Source organism: Pseudoalteromonas sp. CO342X, assembly GCF_004208915.1.
Taxonomy (GTDB): Bacteria; Pseudomonadota; Gammaproteobacteria; order Enterobacterales; family Alteromonadaceae; genus Pseudoalteromonas; species Pseudoalteromonas maricaloris.
In genome coordinates, this window is record NZ_SGPH01000012.1 from 119,257 (window position 1) to 137,446 (window position 18,190).

General features: G+C 42.1%; 15 protein-coding genes. 9 read left to right on the plus strand and 6 right to left on the minus strand.

The window, feature by feature from the left end; genetic code table 11:
• The first annotated feature begins 111 nt into the window (after positions 1 to 111).
• The 4 genes from EXT47_RS04420 to EXT47_RS04435 all read left to right on the plus strand — a co-directional run bounded on the left by EXT47_RS04420 (position 112) and on the right by EXT47_RS04435 (position 2,811).
• Positions 112 to 558, plus strand: coding sequence for a PA2169 family four-helix-bundle protein (locus EXT47_RS04420; RefSeq protein ID WP_039496879.1), 447 nt, complete (start codon positions 112 to 114; stop codon positions 556 to 558).
• Positions 559 to 568: 10 nt separating this feature from the next.
• The gene (locus EXT47_RS04425; protein WP_010378934.1) at positions 569 to 736 is read left to right on the plus strand and encodes a DUF1328 domain-containing protein; all 168 of its coding nucleotides are present in this window, start codon (positions 569 to 571) and stop codon (positions 734 to 736) included.
• A gap of 40 nt (positions 737 to 776) precedes the next feature.
• A complete protein-coding gene (locus tag EXT47_RS04430; protein ID WP_010378936.1) occupies positions 777 to 968 on the plus strand; it encodes a hypothetical protein in 192 nt (63 codons plus the stop codon).
• Positions 969 to 1,185: 217 nt separating this feature from the next.
• Positions 1,186 to 2,811, plus strand: coding sequence for a methyl-accepting chemotaxis protein (locus EXT47_RS04435; RefSeq protein WP_084204344.1), 1,626 nt, complete (start codon positions 1,186 to 1,188; stop codon positions 2,809 to 2,811).
• Between the two features lie 197 nt (positions 2,812 to 3,008).
• Here EXT47_RS04435 and EXT47_RS04440 read toward each other — a convergent pair whose 3' ends face one another.
• Positions 3,009 to 5,165 (minus strand): TonB-dependent siderophore receptor, encoded by a 2,157-nt coding sequence (locus EXT47_RS04440; RefSeq protein ID WP_039496883.1) that lies wholly within the window; start codon positions 5,163 to 5,165, stop codon positions 3,009 to 3,011.
• 353 nt (positions 5,166 to 5,518) lie between these two features.
• Between EXT47_RS04440 and EXT47_RS04445 the strand changes: the two genes are divergently transcribed.
• A complete protein-coding gene (locus tag EXT47_RS04445; protein ID WP_039496885.1) occupies positions 5,519 to 6,835 on the plus strand; it encodes a PepSY domain-containing protein in 1,317 nt (438 codons plus the stop codon).
• Positions 6,836 to 6,894: 59 nt separating this feature from the next.
• On the opposite strand, the gene EXT47_RS04450 is transcribed toward EXT47_RS04445, so the two are convergent.
• From EXT47_RS04450 to EXT47_RS04460, 3 genes are all read right to left on the minus strand, one after another.
• Positions 6,895 to 7,266, minus strand: coding sequence for a hypothetical protein (locus EXT47_RS04450; protein ID WP_039496888.1), 372 nt, complete (start codon positions 7,264 to 7,266; stop codon positions 6,895 to 6,897).
• A 145-nt stretch (positions 7,267 to 7,411) separates the two neighbouring features.
• On the minus strand, positions 7,412 to 8,176 hold the full coding sequence (locus EXT47_RS04455; RefSeq protein WP_130125971.1) for an ElyC/SanA/YdcF family protein: 765 nt from the start codon (positions 8,174 to 8,176) through the stop codon (positions 7,412 to 7,414).
• A gap of 100 nt (positions 8,177 to 8,276) precedes the next feature.
• A complete protein-coding gene (locus EXT47_RS04460) occupies positions 8,277 to 9,164 on the minus strand; it encodes a LysR substrate-binding domain-containing protein (protein WP_010370874.1) in 888 nt (295 codons plus the stop codon).
• A 290-nt stretch (positions 9,165 to 9,454) separates the two neighbouring features.
• On the opposite strand from EXT47_RS04460, the gene metE reads away from it, so the two are divergent.
• A complete protein-coding gene (gene metE / locus EXT47_RS04465) occupies positions 9,455 to 11,731 on the plus strand; it encodes a 5-methyltetrahydropteroyltriglutamate--homocysteine S-methyltransferase (protein ID WP_039496892.1) in 2,277 nt (758 codons plus the stop codon).
• A gap of 58 nt (positions 11,732 to 11,789) precedes the next feature.
• On the opposite strand, the gene EXT47_RS04470 is transcribed toward metE, so the two are convergent.
• Positions 11,790 to 14,150: an EAL domain-containing protein gene (locus EXT47_RS04470; protein WP_039496894.1), complete on the minus strand. Its 2,361-nt coding sequence runs from the start codon at positions 14,148 to 14,150 to the stop codon at positions 11,790 to 11,792.
• Positions 14,151 to 14,335: 185 nt separating this feature from the next.
• Between EXT47_RS04470 and pyrC the strand changes: the two genes are divergently transcribed.
• The 3 genes from pyrC to EXT47_RS04485 all read left to right on the plus strand — a co-directional run bounded on the left by pyrC (position 14,336) and on the right by EXT47_RS04485 (position 17,700).
• Positions 14,336 to 15,373 carry a dihydroorotase gene (gene pyrC / locus EXT47_RS04475; protein ID WP_039496897.1) on the plus strand — a complete coding sequence of 346 codons (1,038 nt, stop codon included), beginning with the start codon at positions 14,336 to 14,338 and terminating at the stop codon, positions 15,371 to 15,373.
• Between the two features lie 167 nt (positions 15,374 to 15,540).
• Positions 15,541 to 15,846 carry an H-NS family nucleoid-associated regulatory protein gene (locus tag EXT47_RS04480; protein ID WP_039496899.1) on the plus strand — a complete coding sequence of 102 codons (306 nt, stop codon included), beginning with the start codon at positions 15,541 to 15,543 and terminating at the stop codon, positions 15,844 to 15,846.
• Between the two features lie 111 nt (positions 15,847 to 15,957).
• Positions 15,958 to 17,700 (plus strand): DEAD/DEAH box helicase family protein, encoded by a 1,743-nt coding sequence (locus tag EXT47_RS04485; RefSeq protein ID WP_039496900.1) that lies wholly within the window; start codon positions 15,958 to 15,960, stop codon positions 17,698 to 17,700.
• Between the two features lie 35 nt (positions 17,701 to 17,735).
• On the opposite strand, the gene EXT47_RS04490 is transcribed toward EXT47_RS04485, so the two are convergent.
• Positions 17,736 to 18,068 carry a ribonuclease E inhibitor RraB gene (locus tag EXT47_RS04490; RefSeq protein WP_039496902.1) on the minus strand — a complete coding sequence of 111 codons (333 nt, stop codon included), beginning with the start codon at positions 18,066 to 18,068 and terminating at the stop codon, positions 17,736 to 17,738.
• Positions 18,069 to 18,190: the final 122 nt, after the last annotated feature.

The following is an 18,190-nucleotide window of genomic DNA, read 5'->3' on the forward strand; positions in this document are numbered from 1 at the left end:
CCCTTGTAAAATAAAGGTTTATAATTTGGCATTTAATCTGCATTAACGAAAAGGACAGAAATAATATTTGCAAAATGCACTTATTAAATATTTAAGCGAAAGGAGTTATTTATGGCAGATTCAAATTACGACATGGAGCCGGTAAAAGAGCTCATTAAAGTATTAAATGGTGGTGTAGATTTTTACACCGAAGCTAAGAAGAAGCTAGATAATATCGAATTAAACCGCGTATTTGACCAAATGATTGTAGATAAAGCGCAAGCAATCTCGGATCTACAACCATTTGTTCTTATCGACGAGGGTGAAATAGAGACTGATTCAGCACTTAGCATCGACATTCGTGAATCGTACACCAAGTTGGTTAGTATGGTGAGCACCGACAAAGAGCACACCTATATTTCTCAGCTAGAAGAAGTGGAAGACAAAGTGTTGAGCAAGCTTGATAAAGCGTTAAGTAAAGATCTTCCACCTAAATGCAAGAGTGTATTACTGCAAATCCAAACCAGAATGCAAGCTTGTCACGATCAAATGAAGCAGTTGCAAGAGCTAACTGCCTAAGGAGAATGTTATGTTGAGTTGGGCTGTAATGTTTTTATTCCTAGCACTTGTCGCAGCCGTGTTAGGTTTCACCGGAATCGCGGGCGCTGCGGCAGGTATGGCGAAAATTCTATTTTTTGTGTTTATCGCCTTTATGATTATTTCGTTTATTTTTGGTAAAGCACGAGCTCCCAGGTAAAAGGGATTTAACGTACTAAAACGGTTTTAGGAGATAGATTATGAAATCAGCAATTACATTAGCGAAAGCATTTGGTTTTGTTTCAATTTTAGCACTTTTTGGCTGTAGTGAAGGCCCAGCGGAAGATGCGGGTGAGCGTTTCGATGAAACGGTTCAGGAAGTGGAAAACAGTGTAGAAGATGCCTGTGAAGATGTAAAAGAGAACCTGAACGCTGAAAACGAAGAGTGTTAAGTAGAAACAATTTCGACGTGGAATGTAAGAGGAGAAGCTGATAAAAGCTTCTCCTCTTTTTTGTAATAGGTTTAAAAATCAATACTCTAAAAAGGTGAGACACAGTAAAGAAATATGATGCACATCAAGACCACGCTGCTTAATCTGCAATTAATATTGTAATCTACGAACTTTGAGTAATACTTTATTTCTATGTTTACTCAATAAAAATCAGATTATGCTAAATAGGGTTTCAGTTAAAAGCAGATTGTTGTCGCTTTCGGGCATACCTGCGGTGTTTTTTATTCTTGCAACCATCTTCACAATCGGAACATTATCAAACCTTATCAATTACATTGACCGTATTTATGACGACAGAGTTGTACCGCTTAGACAAATAAAAGTGGTGTCAGATAACTATGCGGTGGTTATTGTGGATACGTTTCACAAGTTACGAGGCCATCAACTATCCAATGGTGCTGCGTTAAAGCAAATCGAAGAAGCTAAGAATATCGCAGAAAAAGAATGGAATAGCTATTTGTCCACGGACCTTACGAGCGAAGAGCGAAGCTTAGTAAAGCAAGTTGAAAAAGCAGAGATAAGTGTCAAGCAACTGCTGTCTAATTATATTAACCGAGTTAATGTAAATACCTTTGAAGAAATTCCTTACGATAAATTTGTCCATGACCTTTACGCTGCCTTTGACCCTCTCAGCGAAAGCTACAATGCACTTATTGAGCTGCAGCTTACTGAAGCGAGTGCGCTTCGAAACGTTGGTCGTTCAGAAGCCAGTGCTACAAAAATGGCGATGATTATCTCTTCTGTTGTTATTGTGATCGTAATGGTACTAATTGGCATGTTGATATTTAGGTCAATTAATGAACCGCTCAGCCGCTTACGTATGCGTATTGGTAATATTGCAAGAGATGCAGATTTAACACAACGAGTGGTAGTTGAGGGGCAAGATGAGTTAAGCCAGATAGGGAATGACTTCAATACCATGGTGTCTAGCTTACATGAGCTAGTTACCAATCTAGTCACAATCGTGAATAGCCTTTCTACGACCTCTAACGAGTTGAATGGTATCAGTCAATCGATTGCGGGTACTTCACAAGAGCAAGAGCAGCAAACTGTGATGATTGCAACCGCAGCAACAGAAATGAGCAGTGCGATACAAGAAGTAGCACATAATGCGATGAACACTGCGAACAAAGCTGAGATGTCCGGTAAGCTTGCGAAACAAGGGATGGATGTTATTTCGCAAAATATTCAGGCCATTGAGCGCCTTGCTAGTGAAGTAGGAGATAATGCGCAGCTAATTAAAGCGTTGAACGATCAGTCTAATGAAATCAACCAAGTGGTGTTAATGATCCAAGGTGTGGCTGAGCAAACAAACCTTTTGGCGTTAAACGCTGCAATAGAAGCTGCGAGAGCTGGGGAATCAGGCCGAGGTTTTGCGGTTGTTGCCGACGAAGTCAGGCAATTGGCACATAATACGCAAAAAGCCACGGAATCTATCCGAGATATGATCAGTAAGTTACAGGGCATGGCACAAAACGCAGTATCGTCGATGGAGAACGCGCAATCAAGTGCTGCTGCGGGGGTAGATAGGGCCAATGAGTCAGCTCAAATAATGACCGATATTGATAAGGCGGTGGATGAAATCGTTGGTATGAATATTCAGGTTTCAACGGCGACAGAAGAACAAACAACGGTGGTTGCGGAAATCAGTGAAAATATTAATGATTTCAGTAGCAGCATTTCTGAAATTACCCGAAATGCGCAAAGTAATGCCGATGTAAGTAACGACTTAGAAGCGTTGGCCGAGCAGCTAAACAGCCAAGTGCTAGTGTTTAAAGTTTAATGGTACCCATTTGGTAATTAACTTGAGATGTTCTGCTCTAAAGCTAGAAAACACGGCTAAGCTGCTTGATATGGGATAGGAAAGAGCGGGTTTCTAGTCAGAAGCCCGCACTATATTTTAGGCATTTTTCTGTGGCGGCTAAGTTTTAAAGGAATTGTTAACCCTATCACGCCACAGCATTTGCATAGTGCTTTACGTTAAAACAGATATTCCATACTTAAATTGTATGCTCTAGGCTCGCTGTACTTTTTCGGCACGAAACCGTATGTATCGTAATAGCTTTCATCTGTGAGATTACTGATATTCAGTTTAACGCTCAGCTGGCTAGAGAATTGATATTTGACGTGCGCATTTAGTAAAAGCTGGCTATCTTGCTCTGCGCGCACTGCGCCCCGACGACCACCTGCTGGAAGTCCAAGGTCAACACCCGGGACGTTTAAAATATCGACTTTTCTGTCCGTATCCCAAGTCGCATTTAGGCCTAAACGCCAAGCCCCATAAGTATATTTGGTGCTTGCATTGAGCGTTTGTCTTGGCGCATACAAGTTAATATCTTCGCCATGCTCATCGACAACATCAAAATCACTGTAACCAAGGTTTACTTGCCAATCATCTGTCAGCTTTGCTTCTAATTCAACTTCAAATCCATCGGCTTCAGCACCATCAACGGGTCGATACCTAGCAGGTCTTTGGTCTGCATATTCGGGAATAACAACACCGAAGTCCTCTTTTAAACTATCAAAGTAAGCGACGTTTAGACGTAGTTTGTCATCCCAAAGTGTGGTTTTGATGCCGACTTCTATGTTCCGGGCGGTGATTGGTGCTAATTGATTTAAATTGGCATCCACTTTATCCAGTTGCGGCTCATAAGCATCGGTATAACTTGCATACGTGCTGATCTGGTCATTGAGATTGTAAACCAGTCCCAAGTATAAGCTCTCACCGGTTTCTTCACCTTTATCGCTTGAGAACCCGCTCCAAGCAAAGTCACGCTCATTGGTACGTTCATAATCAAAAAATTTGACACCAAGAATGGCGTGAAGGTCATCCGTTAACGTTAACTTACTGCTAAGGGCAATGCTCTGTTCTTTCGTCGTTTTGTCCCAATAGCCAATGAATTGCTTATCTGTCGCGGTTAAATGAGCGGCCGGGTGAAGGTTATTAATCGATTGGAGTGGATAGAATATTGTTCTCGCGTTTTCATCCAGTTCTTCGAAGCGATCGTCAGTGGACTCAAAATCTGCATTTAAATAGGTGATATTTACCTGATGTGCGCGGTCAAATAACTCAAACCGACCAACCAGTCCCAAAATGAAATTAGTCCCATCAACCGTTTCAACCCAGCGTCTGTCACCGCCTTGAAGGCCAAGGCCTGTTTCTTTGTCTGGATTTCCACTAAAGTAGGTTAAAGTAATGTCAGCTTCTGTTTTGCTGTATTGTGCGCCAAAGTTAAGCTCCCAATCTAAATTGATTTGATGAGATAATTTTAAATGGTAACTTTGGTGAGTATTGCCGTTGTAACTATCTGGTGAAGATAAATTTGTTTTCTTGTCTATTTCGACGGAACTACCATCAGAGTAAAAAATTGGTAATCCCCAGGGTGATAGTTTCAGTTCATTGTCTTGGTAATGAACACTAAACGAGGCTTCGGTATCTTCGGAGAAATAATGATGCAATTGGGTGTATGCGACGATCTTATTACTATTTTCTTTGTCGACAAAGCTATCTCTTTCCTCATAGGCAAGAATAACTCGTCCGGCCAATGCTTCATCTTTCGTTAGGGAGCCTGTTGCATCTATGTGTGTACGCACTTTATTCCAAGAGCCAATCTCGGCACCAACTTCAACAAATCCACCTCGGTCTGGTTGTTTTGTGATGACATTTAATGTTGCCGATGGTTGTCCTGCACCCGCCATTAACCCCGCAGCGCCCCGAAGAACCTCTACTCTGTCATAGACAATAGTGTCTAAGCGACTCTCTTGTGGTCCAGCAATTGAGGTCGGTAAGCCATCTTTAACCAATGCATTGACGAGATACCCACGAGAAGTAAACTCAGTATTATCACCCGCTCCAAATTTGTATCTTGAGATGCCTGTTGCCTGTACCATGATGTCCTCAAGATCATTCAGTTCGAAGTCTTCTATGTAATCGTGGCTTAACACGGTAACAGACTGGGGGGTTTCTTTAATGGTAAGGTCAAGTCCTGTGGGACCCGAGTTACGCTTGATTGGCTTGCCTACAACACTGATCCGTTCAATATTGTCGCGCTCGGCTTTTGCTGCCGCATTTGGAGAAAAATAAAGGAGTGATAACATCAGAGCTAGTGCTGTAGATTGATGCGCTTTGGTTTGCATGGGTGTTTCCTTTCCTAAATTGTTTTTTCGTCACAAGAGATAAAGATGAAAGTTCCTATGAAATGTAGGAGCTATTTTTCTGAGATTGAACCAAGCTCTTGAATAGTTCTAACTGAAAACAGAAATTATTTTCAATTCTAAATGATAATTCTTTTTGTTACCATAAGGGGTAATGCAAAAAATGAATTATTGCCAAAATAATGGCTTACCCGAATCTCAGATTTGTTAGGTTCTGATTGTTAGATTGGGTGTCAATTAGGTTGGATAGCGCTGTCACAGGGCTTATCTATGTTTGAATATTAATACAAGGCAAGGAAGTGAAGTCGTTTTATGTCTTCGCTATTAGGTGGTCCATGACGGCAAAACAATGGTTCAACTGGCATAGTTTGAGTGGCGTGTGGTTTGGGGTGTTGCTGTTCATAATATGTTGGACTGGCGCGTTTGCGAGTATTGCCCACGAACTAGATTGGCTATTCAACGACCAGGTGAGGGCAGTAGAGGGCCAATCAAACATAAGCTTAGCAGCAGCTTACGAGATGGTACAAAAGGCGTATCCTGACGCCCGAATAGGGATTGCCTTTACAGGTCCTGATACTTATTTTGCGCATGACATCGTGATGCGAATGCCTGATAGTCCATGGCAACATGTTTATGTCGATCCGTATTCAGGAACTATTCTAGGTGCAAGTAGTTTTTTTAATATTCAGCGTTTTTTTCGTGATTTCCATATGCATTTTTTCGGCGTATTTGACAGCATCATTTCATACTATCTTGTGCTTATCTTTGCAGTTCCGTTGTGTATTTCGACCGTGAGTGCGCATTATGTATATCGCGGCTGGTGGAAAAAGTTATTTGCATTTACGTTTAGCGGGGATGCACGTGCCAAGATGGCAAGTGTGCATAAAATAAGTGGGGCGTGGGGCTTATGGCTTGCGGTTGTTATTTCGCTCACGAGTATCTGGTATCTATTTGAGTTTGTTCGCATGGATATGGTCGATGGTAAAACAGCTTTTACTGATGTTGGGGATTTTGCCGTTAATCCTTTGGCCGAACTGCCGCGACAGGATAAACCACAATTGTCGGTTGTGGAATTATTCGCAATAGTAAAAGCGGCGAGGCCTGACCTTGAGGTGAAAGCCATTCGCTATTCTGGAGGTTATTTTTATGCTGAAGGGCAATCGCAGGATTGGATAGTTCGGGATAGGGCAAACAAGATCTATGTTAACCCTTACACGGGGGAAGTTGTTTATAGCCAAACGGCATCGAGCCAAGGGCTGTATTGGCGCTTATCCGATACCGCGGACCCCCTACATTTTGGCAACTTTGTAGGGATATGGGGGAAAATACTGTGGTTTATATTTGGGATTGTACTTTCATTTTTGGTTCTCAGTGGTACTTACATGTATATTAAGCGGCAATTTAAATTGCGTCGCAAAGATGAATGCCGAGGTGTCGTGGTATCACTAGTGTTGGGTTTCGGATTGCTCTTATGTATTTGCTTTTACGCGCAACACACTATTGCGGGTTATGGTATGGCAGGAAAGTGGCCGGAGTTACCGACTGCTTCATTTACTTTTTTAGTAAGCTGGGTGTCACTCACTTGCTTGATTATCTTGTTTTGGAGCGCCGCTCTGCTCAATTTATGCCTGAAGCATCGGGGGGGGTCGTGATTGCTGCAGACCAAAAAAAACCTCGCAGCTGCGAGGTTTCTTCACTCATGAAACTGTGATTAAACAACACCACGAGGTAAGCGGCAGTCGTGATCTTTTGCTGCTAGTTCAGCAATCCACTGTTCTTCCGCTTTGAAGCCTTCTTCGTTTTCTGTAACGATAGTAAAGCTCGCTGATTTTATAGCTGCAGCCTTAGGCGCTTTCTTAGTCGTTTTCGCTTTTTTGGCAGGCGCCTGCGTTTTATCACTTGCTACAGCTGACCCTGAAGTTAGCTCTTCGGTTAATTCGGCTACCTCAGCAAGACGCATGTTTTTGCCACCATCGATGCTATACCAACCTGGCTTTGCAGTGATCTCAGGCTTTTTGCCATGTGCAGCTTCGTACGCAGCTTCGAAAGCGCTTAGTACTTCAGTTTTATCTAGTTTACTCATCGTAGATCCTAGTCGTGTTGTACGCGGATACGCGGGTTAAGATTAAACTCTATTTATACCCATATTTGCGCAAATTTTCAATTTTTTACGTTTTTCAGCGCTAATTTATCGAACTTTAGCCTGATTTTGGTGTCTTTTTCGGCGCTTAAAGTGCCTCAGGGTCAATAACACGACGGATCGTGATCCACATACTTCCAAGCTGTTCATGCCAAATCCGAGTGACTACTTCTAAGGCCTTATGGTTTGGAATAAATTGTCTGCTCGGTGGGTATTGCTTGAAGTTATAAAACTCCGTCGGTGCAGCGAACACTTCTATGCCTTGTGCTTCAAATAGGTTTTTTGCTCGCTGTATGTGCGAAGCCGATGTGACCAATGCGACGTCATAATCGACTAGTAAAGGTGCTAGCATTTTTGCTTCGTCCGCGGTGTCTTTGGCATTGGGGTTTTGCTTAATACGTGTAGCGGAAATACCTAGGCTCTGTGCGGTTCTTGCCATGAGTCCCGCGCTTGTTGCATGGCCATAGCCGTAACCAGAGACATACAGCTGAGCCTTTGGGTAAATATTAGCAAGTCTTACGCCTTCTACTAATCTGGCTAGACCGCAGCTGCCAAGTTGGGCGTTGCTGGGGAGAGATTTATCTGGATATAAATCACAGCCAAGTACCACGATTTTATCTATGTTGATGTGCTTGCTTTGATTGAATGCGGCGAGAGTGCCTGTATCCCACTCAATAATATGTTGTGCGACATAAGGAGTCGATAACGCCCATGTCGTGAGTAAGACGAACCAGCTTGCGATGTAAGACCCTTTACGCGTTTTGGCGATAAAAAGCATAAGCCCCATAAGCACCACTAAAGATAACGGTAAAGGCATCAGTAGTTGACCGATAACCTTTTTGACTTCAAACATTTAAACATGTCCTAGATTTAGATAAGCCTAACACAATGCTAGCATGAGATTGAAGCTGTAGAAATGTATAACAGTAAGGGCTCAAAAAGAGCCCAGTATATTATCTTGCGGTGGTTTTGCGGCAAGTATTGAGAAAATGGCGATAAACAGGGTTGTCTTTCATGCTTTTCTTCATAGCTAAATACATCGGTCGATTTAGCCCAAGTGCACCTAGAGGAATAGATTTAATTAATCCTTGGCTTTCATAGGGGGTTACTAACCAGTCCGGTAATGCCGCAACCCCCATGCCTGCACTTACCAGTTGGAAGATTAATAAACCTTGATCGACGGTTTTTAGCGTACCGTCAAAGCGTGCATTTTGAATAAAATGCTTAAATATGTCTTGACGCTCGCGAGGAATAGGGTAAGAAATGATGGTTTCATCTTTTAGGTCGAGTGCTGTGACATAGGCCTTCTTGGCCAATTCGTGATCTGGTGCAACGATTAACTTTAACTTAAAGTCAAATAGGTGTGCGTATTCCAGTTGCTCTGGTTCGCGAATGTCTGAGGTAAGTACTAAGTCCAGCTCATCTTCAATAAGGTCAGGAATTGCGTCGTAGCTAAAGCCACGTTCGTAATCGACTTTAATGTCAGGCCAAAAGGTATTGAATTCTTTAATTGTTGGTAGCAACCAGTGAAAACAGGCATGACATTCCACGCTTAATCTGAGTTGCGAGATAGGCTGATTAAGGCTTTCCTTCAAACGACACTTTGTTGCTTCAACTTTAGGTAAAACATCGTTGGCAAGTTCCAATAATAACATCCCTTGAGGGGTAAAACGTACCGGCTGCGTTTTGCGCTCAAAGAGTTGGCAGTCAAGTTTGCTCTCAAGATCTTTGATCTGATGTGATAAAGCTGATTGAGTCAGGAATAGCTCTCGTGCTGTATTCACAAGAGAACCAGTTTCTTTCAAGGTGGAGATAGTCTTTAGGTGCTTTATATCAATCATTATCAACAATTCTCATATTTGAAGTGAGCAAATCTCAGCATTACTCAATATTACGATTCTATTTAGTTATTATCAATGTCTAGACGTCTAAATACCTACGGTGAATTGTTCAAAAATTCACAAATCCACTATAACACTAAAAATGACAGCGTTGTCACTACTTCTGTAAAAATTTTGCAAAAAATTACAATTTAATTTTATTCATATGAAATCTGAGAAAGCATCAATTGTTGTTTTTGATCATGAGAATTATATTTTGGACATCCATACATCTAGACGGAATTAAAATCATGGCATTAACACATAACTTGGGTTTTCCACGCGTAGGCAAAAAGCGTGAACTTAAATTTGCAGTAGAACGCTATTGGTCAGGCGACTTAACACAAGTCGAATTAATCGCGGAAGGAAAACGCATTCGTGCAGAAAACTGGGCATTGCAAGCTGACGCTGGTGTTGACCTTCTCCCTGTAGGCGATTTTGCTTGGTATGATCACGTGTTGAATATTTCATTGCTTGTCGGCGCTATTCCTAGTCGTCATAAAAATGATGAGTCGGTAAATCTCGATACTTTGTTTCGGATTGGCAGAGGGCGAGCACCTAGCGGCTGTGCGTGTGCTGCAAGTGAAATGACGAAATGGTTCAACACCAATTATCATTACATCGTCCCCGAGTTAACTCAAACGCAGGAATTTTCCCTAACTTGGACGGAGTTGTTTACTCAAGTAGAAGAAGCACAATTACTTGGCTACCAAGCAAAGCCCGTATTGATCGGCCCGGTAACCTATCTCTACTTAGCTAAATGCGTTGGTCAAGAGTTCGATAAATTGGCTTTATTAGATAAGTTATTGATTGTATATCAGCAGGTACTTACCAAGCTTGCAGAGCAAGGCGTCGAGTGGGTACAAATTGATGAACCTATTTTAGCATTGGAAATCGATGATGCTTATCGCAACGCGCTGCGCCGGAGTTTTGATGCGTTGAGCGGCCAAGGAGTAAAAGTGTTGTTGGCCAGTTATTTTGACTCCGTACAAGCGCATGTTGAAGATATCCGGTCTTACCCTGTAGAAGGCGTACATTTTGACTGCGTAACGGCAAACTACGACTTGGCTGCGTTAGAGAAAGTAGTTGGGAAGGATAGCGTACTGTCTCTCGGGGTTGTGAATGGTCGTAACATTTGGCGCTCGGATCTTGAAGGTGTATATCAGCAACTTGCTCTGGTTCATGAACGTCGTGGTAATAATCTCTGGCTTGCTCCTTCATGCTCATTATTACATACGCCAGTCGACTTAGATCAAGAGCAAAAGCTTGATAGTGAGTTAAAGTCTTGGCTCGCATTTGCCAAACAAAAAGGGCAAGAGCTGGCATTATTGAAAAATGCATTGGAGCAGCGTGATATTACCCAGTTGGTCGAATATTCTAAGCCTGTAAAAGCGCGTTTGACCTCTACTCGGGTGAATAATAATGAGGTGCAGCAGCGTGTTTCAGCGCTTACAGCAAAAGACGGTCAACGTAATAGTGAATTCGCAACCAGAATTAAAAAACAAGCACAGTCGCTAAATTTACCCTTATTGCCAACCACAACGATAGGCTCTTTCCCACAAACCCAAGCGATCCGTAAGGCACGACGTGATTATAAAGCGGGTACGTTGAGTGTTGATGCTTATCAAAGCCAGATGGAAGCGGAGATCCGTTATGCCGTTGAAGAACAAGAAGCGCTTAACTTAGATGTGCTGGTTCATGGCGAAGCAGAGCGCAATGATATGGTTGAGTACTTTGGTGAATTACTCGAAGGTTTTGCCTTTACTCAGTTTGGTTGGGTGCAAAGTTATGGTTCGCGCTGTGTTAAGCCCCCTGTGATCTGGGGTGATGTCTCGCGTGCGGCACCAATGACAGTTAATTGGACGAGTTATGCACAGAGCTTAACCAAAAAACCGATGAAGGGCATGCTAACAGGGCCTGTGACTATTTTATTTTGGTCGTTTGTCAGAGATGACTTAGACAAGCCGAGCATCGCGAATCAAATCGCATTAGCACTGAGAGATGAAGTGGTAGATTTGCAAAATGCAGGGATTAAGGTGATCCAAATCGATGAACCTGCATTTAGAGAGGGGATGCCACTCAAAGCCAGTCAGTGGCAAACCTACTTAGCGTGGGCGGCGTATGCGTTTAGGGTATCTGCAAGTGGTGTGAATGACGAAACACAGATCCATACGCATATGTGTTATTCGGAGTTTAACGATATTATCGCCGCCATAGCGGATATGGATGCGGACGTGATCACAATTGAAACGTCACGTTCAAATATGACCTTACTTGACGCCTTTGAAGATTTTGACTACCCCAATGACATCGGGCCTGGTGTTTATGATATTCACACGCCAAACGTCCCTGAGGTGGCATGGATAAAAGATTTAATTCACAAAGCAGCGAAGAAAATCCCGGTAGAAAGATTATGGGTGAATCCAGATTGTGGGCTAAAAACCCGAGCATGGCCAGAAACCCGAGCTGCACTTGAGAATATGGTGACAGCAACTAAGGAGCTTAGAAGCGAATTAGGGGAAAGTTAATCTAAACCAGGCCACATACTTCATTGTTTATATACAGTGAATTATGTGGCGAGTGTATCTAGCTTCTACTCAGTAAAAATGCCATCGCTTGATCTGCGGCTAATGGTTTAGAAACAATATAGCCTTGACCAAACTGACAGCCTTTTTGCTTTAATAGCTGCCACTGGGTTTCGAGCTCGATACCTTCAGCGACAACGGTTAGGTTAAGTGATTGTGCAAGTTTCAAAATCGCATCAACTAGCGGGTTTTCTCTTTCAGTTAGTTGGTCAATAAAGCTCTTATCAATTTTAAGCACATGAATGGGGAGCTGGTGCAAATAACCTAAAGCAGAGTAACCGGTGCCAAAGTCGTCAAGGTAAAGCTTCACTCCAAGGGATTCTAATCCTTGAATAATTTTGGTTGCGAGGGCGAGGTTTGCTATCAATCCAGATTCTGTGATTTCCAAACATAAAGAGCCAGGTGCAAGCTCATAATGATGATAAAGTTGCTGAATTGTATCTACGAACTCTAAGCTTGCGAAATGTCGCGACGAAACATTTACGGTAACACGAGTCTTCGGCAGCTTTTGCGCTTTCCAGCGTTTGAGTTGTTTGGCTGCTAATTCCAACAAATGTAAGTCAAGCTCAATGATCTGTCCGGTTTGCTCTGCAATTGGAATAAAAGCATCTGGAGAAACGAGCCCGTTTTTGGGGTGAAACCAACGGACAAGGGCTTCAAAGCTTACAATAGCGCCAGTCGTGAGAGAAAATATCGGTTGATAATACAGCGCAAATTCATTGTTTTTTATGCCATGTTGCAGATCATTTTCAATATCGGCTTGCTGTTTCAGGCGCTTGCGCATGGCATTATTAAAATAGCAGACTTGACCCCGACCCGAAGATTTTGCTTCGTACATGGCGGCATCTGCTTGCTGAAGTAAATTAATTGCGCTATCGGACTCGTTATCAGTGAACGCAACGCCAATACTGCCAGACGCTTGCAGAACATGACCATCTATGTGAAGGGGCTTGGTTATAGCCGTGGTGATCCTATCAAGCAGCAGAGTGACTTGTTGCCTGTCTTGGACATTTTCCATAAAAATCGCAAACTCATCACCCCCGAGCCGTGCAAAGGTGTCGGTTTTGCGAATACAGCCATTTATCATCTCGACAATAGCAATCAAGAAATGGTCGCCAACATCGTGGCCAAGTGAGTCATTAATGCTTTTAAATCTGTCTAAATCGAGATAGATCAGGCAGTGCAAATTAGAGGACTCCACTCGCGCTAGTCTCAAAATGGCATGTTTGATCCGCTCTAATAATAAATAACGATTGGCAAGGCCCGTTAAATCGTCGTGCAAGGCTCGATGTTCTAGCGCCTGCCTTGAAAGCTGCCGGTCTATGGCCATGCTGACTTGACGACTTATATAAGTCAAAATAGATAAATCATGATTCACGAAAGCTTGGTCGTTATTGTAGCTTTGCAGCACAATCACGCCCTGATATTGATCATTAACCAAAAATGGTACGCCTAACCAAGAGCGTGGCGAGCGACCCACCATTTTAAAGTCACCCCGCGTGATATGCATTCTAAATTGATCGTTATCACACAGCAGTGGTCGTTGATTCTTCAGAATATAGTAGGATGCAGTATGCTTAATCTGATCTTTTGATACTTTTTGGTGTGCATTACATTTTTCGCCTCCCTCAATCAAATAATCGATTTCTAAAATATCCTGTTGAGTATCATAAAGGCCGATAAAGAAATTCTCGGCGCAAAGCTGAGAGGCAATGATTTTATATAAGTCATCATAAAAAGCTTCAAGGTTCTCAAAGCGGTAAGTAATATTCGCAATTTTAAGCAGGGACTTTTCTAAATTCTGTGCTTGGTGTAACTGGGCAATCGTGGTTTGGAGGTTTTCTAAGGTGCGTAACTGATGGATTTTGGCACTGAGCAGATGTGCGACCGTCGATAATATTTGTAAATGCGCGGAGGTAAAATAATCAGCCTCTGGATGCTCACAGTCAATCACACCGATTAAGTGGTCGTCATACTCAAGTGGTACACAAAGCTCTGACATGGCTGGTCGTAAGTCAGCAATATACATGGGGTGAGCGGCGACGTTTCCAGAAATAAAGGGCTCTCTAGTCGTTGCGACTTGCCCCGTAATACCTGAACCAATCTTTATCTTGGTTTGTTCAACACGATAATCCCCATTAGCATGGGAAACGCCCATACTCGCAGCGACTTCTAGATACTCTTGATAAGGATCAGCGAGATAGATAACACAATCTACAAACCCCAGTCGATTAACGACCTGTGTTGTAACGTATTCAAATAATTCGTCAAGTTTGGTTAGATGCAGCAGCGAGGAAGAAAATTGGTTAATGATGCTAAGCTGCTCAGTTTTTGATTCTAATTTTTGGTTCTCAGATAGCATACATATTTCTCATGAAAAGATGCTACTAAGTTAACTTAAATTGTACATATTTACCAATATTGTGAAAAATGAAAACGAGCTAAAAGTAAACTTACAAAATGAAATAATCTGCGGTTGGCCTGAAAAACTTTACTAACACCTATGTGCAGCCTATGATCGGGCAAATTCAGCAGTGGAAGAGAGCAATGACGAGCAAACAAACGCTAACGATTACACGACCAGATGATTGGCATGTACACCTACGTGATGGTGATGTCTTGGTCGACACGGTAAGAGATATTAGTCGCTACATGGGCCGCGCGATTATCATGCCAAACCTTGTACCACCAGCAACTTGCACAGAGACTGCTTTGGCTTATCGTGACCGCATTATGGCCGCTAATCCTCAAGGTAACTTTCAGCCTCTAATGGTGTTATATCTTACGGATAACACGACTCCTGAAGAAATCAAAAAAGCGAAAGCAACCGGCCATATTGTTGCTGCTAAGTTGTATCCAGCCGGTGCAACGACAAACTCAGCATCGGGTGTAACGGATATTGAAAATGTATATCCAGCGCTCGAAGCGATGCAAGAAGTTGGCATGTTACTACTCGTGCACGGTGAAGTGACGGACTCTTCTATTGATATTTTTGATAGAGAAAAAGTATTCCTTGAGACGAAACTAGCCAAAGTCGTTGATAACTTCCCGACGTTAAAAATTGTACTCGAACATATCACAACAAAAGACGCAGTTGATTTTGTTAATCAAGCGCCTGACAACGTTGCTGCAACTATCACAGCTCATCATTTGCTTTATAACCGCAATCATATGTTGGCTGGTGGCATTCGTCCTCACTATTATTGCTTGCCTATCTTAAAGCGTAATACGCATCAACAGGCGTTAATTGAAGCGGCGACAAGCGGAAGTAAAAAATTCTTCTTGGGCACAGACTCAGCCCCTCATGCGAAAGATAAAAAAGAAGCTGCATGTGGCTGTGCCGGTGCATACACTGCACATGCCGCAATTGAGCTATATGCAGAGGCATTTGAAGATGCTAATGCGCTTGATAAGTTAGAAGGCTTTGCGAGTCACTTTGGTCCGGACTTTTATGACTTACCGCGCAATTCAGATACCATCACGATGACTAAGTCTCCTTGGCAAGTGCCTGATACATACAAATTAGGTGAAGGAACGGTTGTGCCAATTAAAGCTGGGTCAACAATTGATTGGAAAGTTGAATAAGACTTAAACAAAGTGTAATTAAATCTTCTTAATTCTAACTAAAAAGCGCCATTATGGCGCTTTTTTAGTAACAAAATTAAAATTCATAGAATACAATTTGTTTTTTATTAATTTTAATATAGTATTCAATATAAATATTAAAACTAAGCTTAATTGAGAGAGTATCAATGCGTGAGATCAAGTCTTTTATTAAAAATGCAAGCTACGGTGATTTGGAAAAAGCGTTAGAGCTTATTCAAAAAGCACTGGACGAGCAAAAGGAACAACAGCAGGCTAAAGAAGAAGTATTGGCTATGCTGAAAGAAAAAGGACTTACGCTTGATGATTTAGTAGGCTCTACGCCAGCTGACCGTCGTTCTAAAGTAAAAGCAAAATACCGTATTGAAAAAGACGGTGAAGTAATTGAGTGGACTGGCCGTGGTAAAACACCTAAAGTATTCCAAGGTGTTAACCTAGATGATTATCTAATCTAACAATACTTTATTATGAAGGTTGTTCGGTATTGAACAGCTTTTTAAAATAGCCGAAATAAAAGGCGTATCTTATGGATACGCCTTTTTTGACTTAATTATTTATATCCTGAGGTGCTTATTTACGTTTTAAGACCTTACCAACAAGAAGCGGTACAAAATACGCTGAATCACTTTCGCAAATCAAGCGAGTCAGCTGTCATTGTGTTACCTACAGGCGCCGGAAAGAGTCTCGTGATTGCGGAGCTTGCACGACTTGCGAAGCACAAAATATTAGTATTGACTCATGTTAAAGAGCTCGTAGAGCAAAATGCACAAAAATATAAAAGCTATGGATTACAAGCGAGTATTTTTTCTGCTGGATTAAAAGAAAAGTCGTTACAGCACCAGGTGACTTTTGCCAGTGTGCAGTCATTGTCTCGAAACTTATCACAACTCAATCAATTTTATTCATTAGTTATCATTGACGAATGTCACCGAGTGAGTGGGGAAGATAATAGTCAGTATCAGCAAATTTTAAACCAACTGGCTCAGTTTAATCCTGAACTAAAGTTACTGGGCTTAACAGCAACGCCTTATCGATTGGGTATGGGGTGGATATATCATAAGCATTATCACGGTTTTGTTAGAGGAAAAGCTGAATCACCATTTAAGCAGTGTATTTACGAATTACCACTTAGATATATGATAAAAAATTCGTATCTGACGCCGCCTAATAAAATTGATCCTGCCGTTGAAAATTATGATTTTTCTAGTTTAAGTACAGATTCATTTGGACGTTATTCAGAATCTGATATGAATACATTATTACAAGCACAAACCCGTGCAACAAAGAGCATTATCACTCATTTATTGGCGCTCAGTGAAAATAGGGCGGGAGTAATGATTTTTGCCGCGACGGTTATGCATGCAAAAGAAATTCTTGGCTATTTACCCACGCAATATAGTGCGCTGATCACGGGTGAAACCAAATCTGCCGTGAGAGATGCACTTATCGTCCAGTTCAAAAATAGAGAAATTAAGTATTTGGTTAATGTTTCTGTGCTGACCACCGGGTTTGACGCGCCTCATGTTGATGTTATTGCTATCTTGAGACCCACGGAATCCGTGAGCCTCTATCAGCAGATTGTAGGCAGAGGACTTAGGTTAGACGAAAACAAGGAAGACTGTTTTGTCATTGATTATGCAGGCAACGACTTTGACTTATTTGCACCTGAAGTGGGAAGTAAAAAGCCAAATTCAGACAATGAGCCCGTACAGGTGCTGTGTCCAGGTTGTGGCTTTGCCAATATTTTCTGGGGCAAGGTAGATGAGCAAGGCAAGCTTATTGAGCATTTTGGTAGGCGCTGTCAGGGATTGCTTGAAGACGATGAAGGTCACTCGCAGCAGTGTGATTATCGTTTTAAGTTTAAAGAATGTGAGCAATGCGGTGCAGAAAATGATATTGCTGCAAGGCAATGCCATCAGTGCGGCGGAATAATGGCCGACCCAGATGATAAGTTGCGTGCAGCACTGAATTTAAAACATGCAATGGTGCTACGCTGCAGCGGATTATGTGGTGAAGTGCTCAGTGGCAATAAATTAAAAATTACTTACTTTGATGAGGATGGGGCAAGTTGTAGTGAAGTCTATGACTTTTCTAATCAAAAGAGTCTATTTATATTCCACCAGCAATTTGCAAAGCGGCGAAAATCTACGTCGGCACCTGCAAAATGGCAGTCAGCTGAAGAAGTAATAGACATTGACTTGATTGCTCCGGATTTCGTGATTGCTAAATTACACAAGAAGTTTGGTTGGCAGGTTTCTGAAAAGTTGTTTGATTATCAAGGTAGCTACAGAAAGGCTGACAAAAGTTAGCCTTTCTGTATAAAAATCGGATTTTCTGTGGCAGTTTATTCTTCCGAGGCCATTAAGCCCCAGCCGTCACCATATCCTTCATAACCATTGGCTATGCTTTCAAGGTATTGCTCCGTCTGACTCAGTAGCTCGTGCATCGGGACCATAGTCACCGTGGTGATCACTTCCCAAACACCAGTGTCAGGACATTGTTGTAACTGGGTTTTCGGTGCTAATTCGTCTTTCTCAATCGCACCAATGAAGCGCTTAGCATCATCAGCTTGCTCGAAAAGAATATAAAAATCGATATTCTGCATTTGCGTCAGATCAACGCCAGCAGCGGCAATCTCAGCTAGAAGCTCACCGTTATCATCATTTGGGAATTGCATAATTTCACTCTGCAGGTTCAATTGCTGCTATTGTCCGTCATCTTCAAGAAAATAAAAAGGATGAATGTAAATAAATGTGCGATAAAACCCACTGCGTTACAACAAAATACACCCTATGTTCA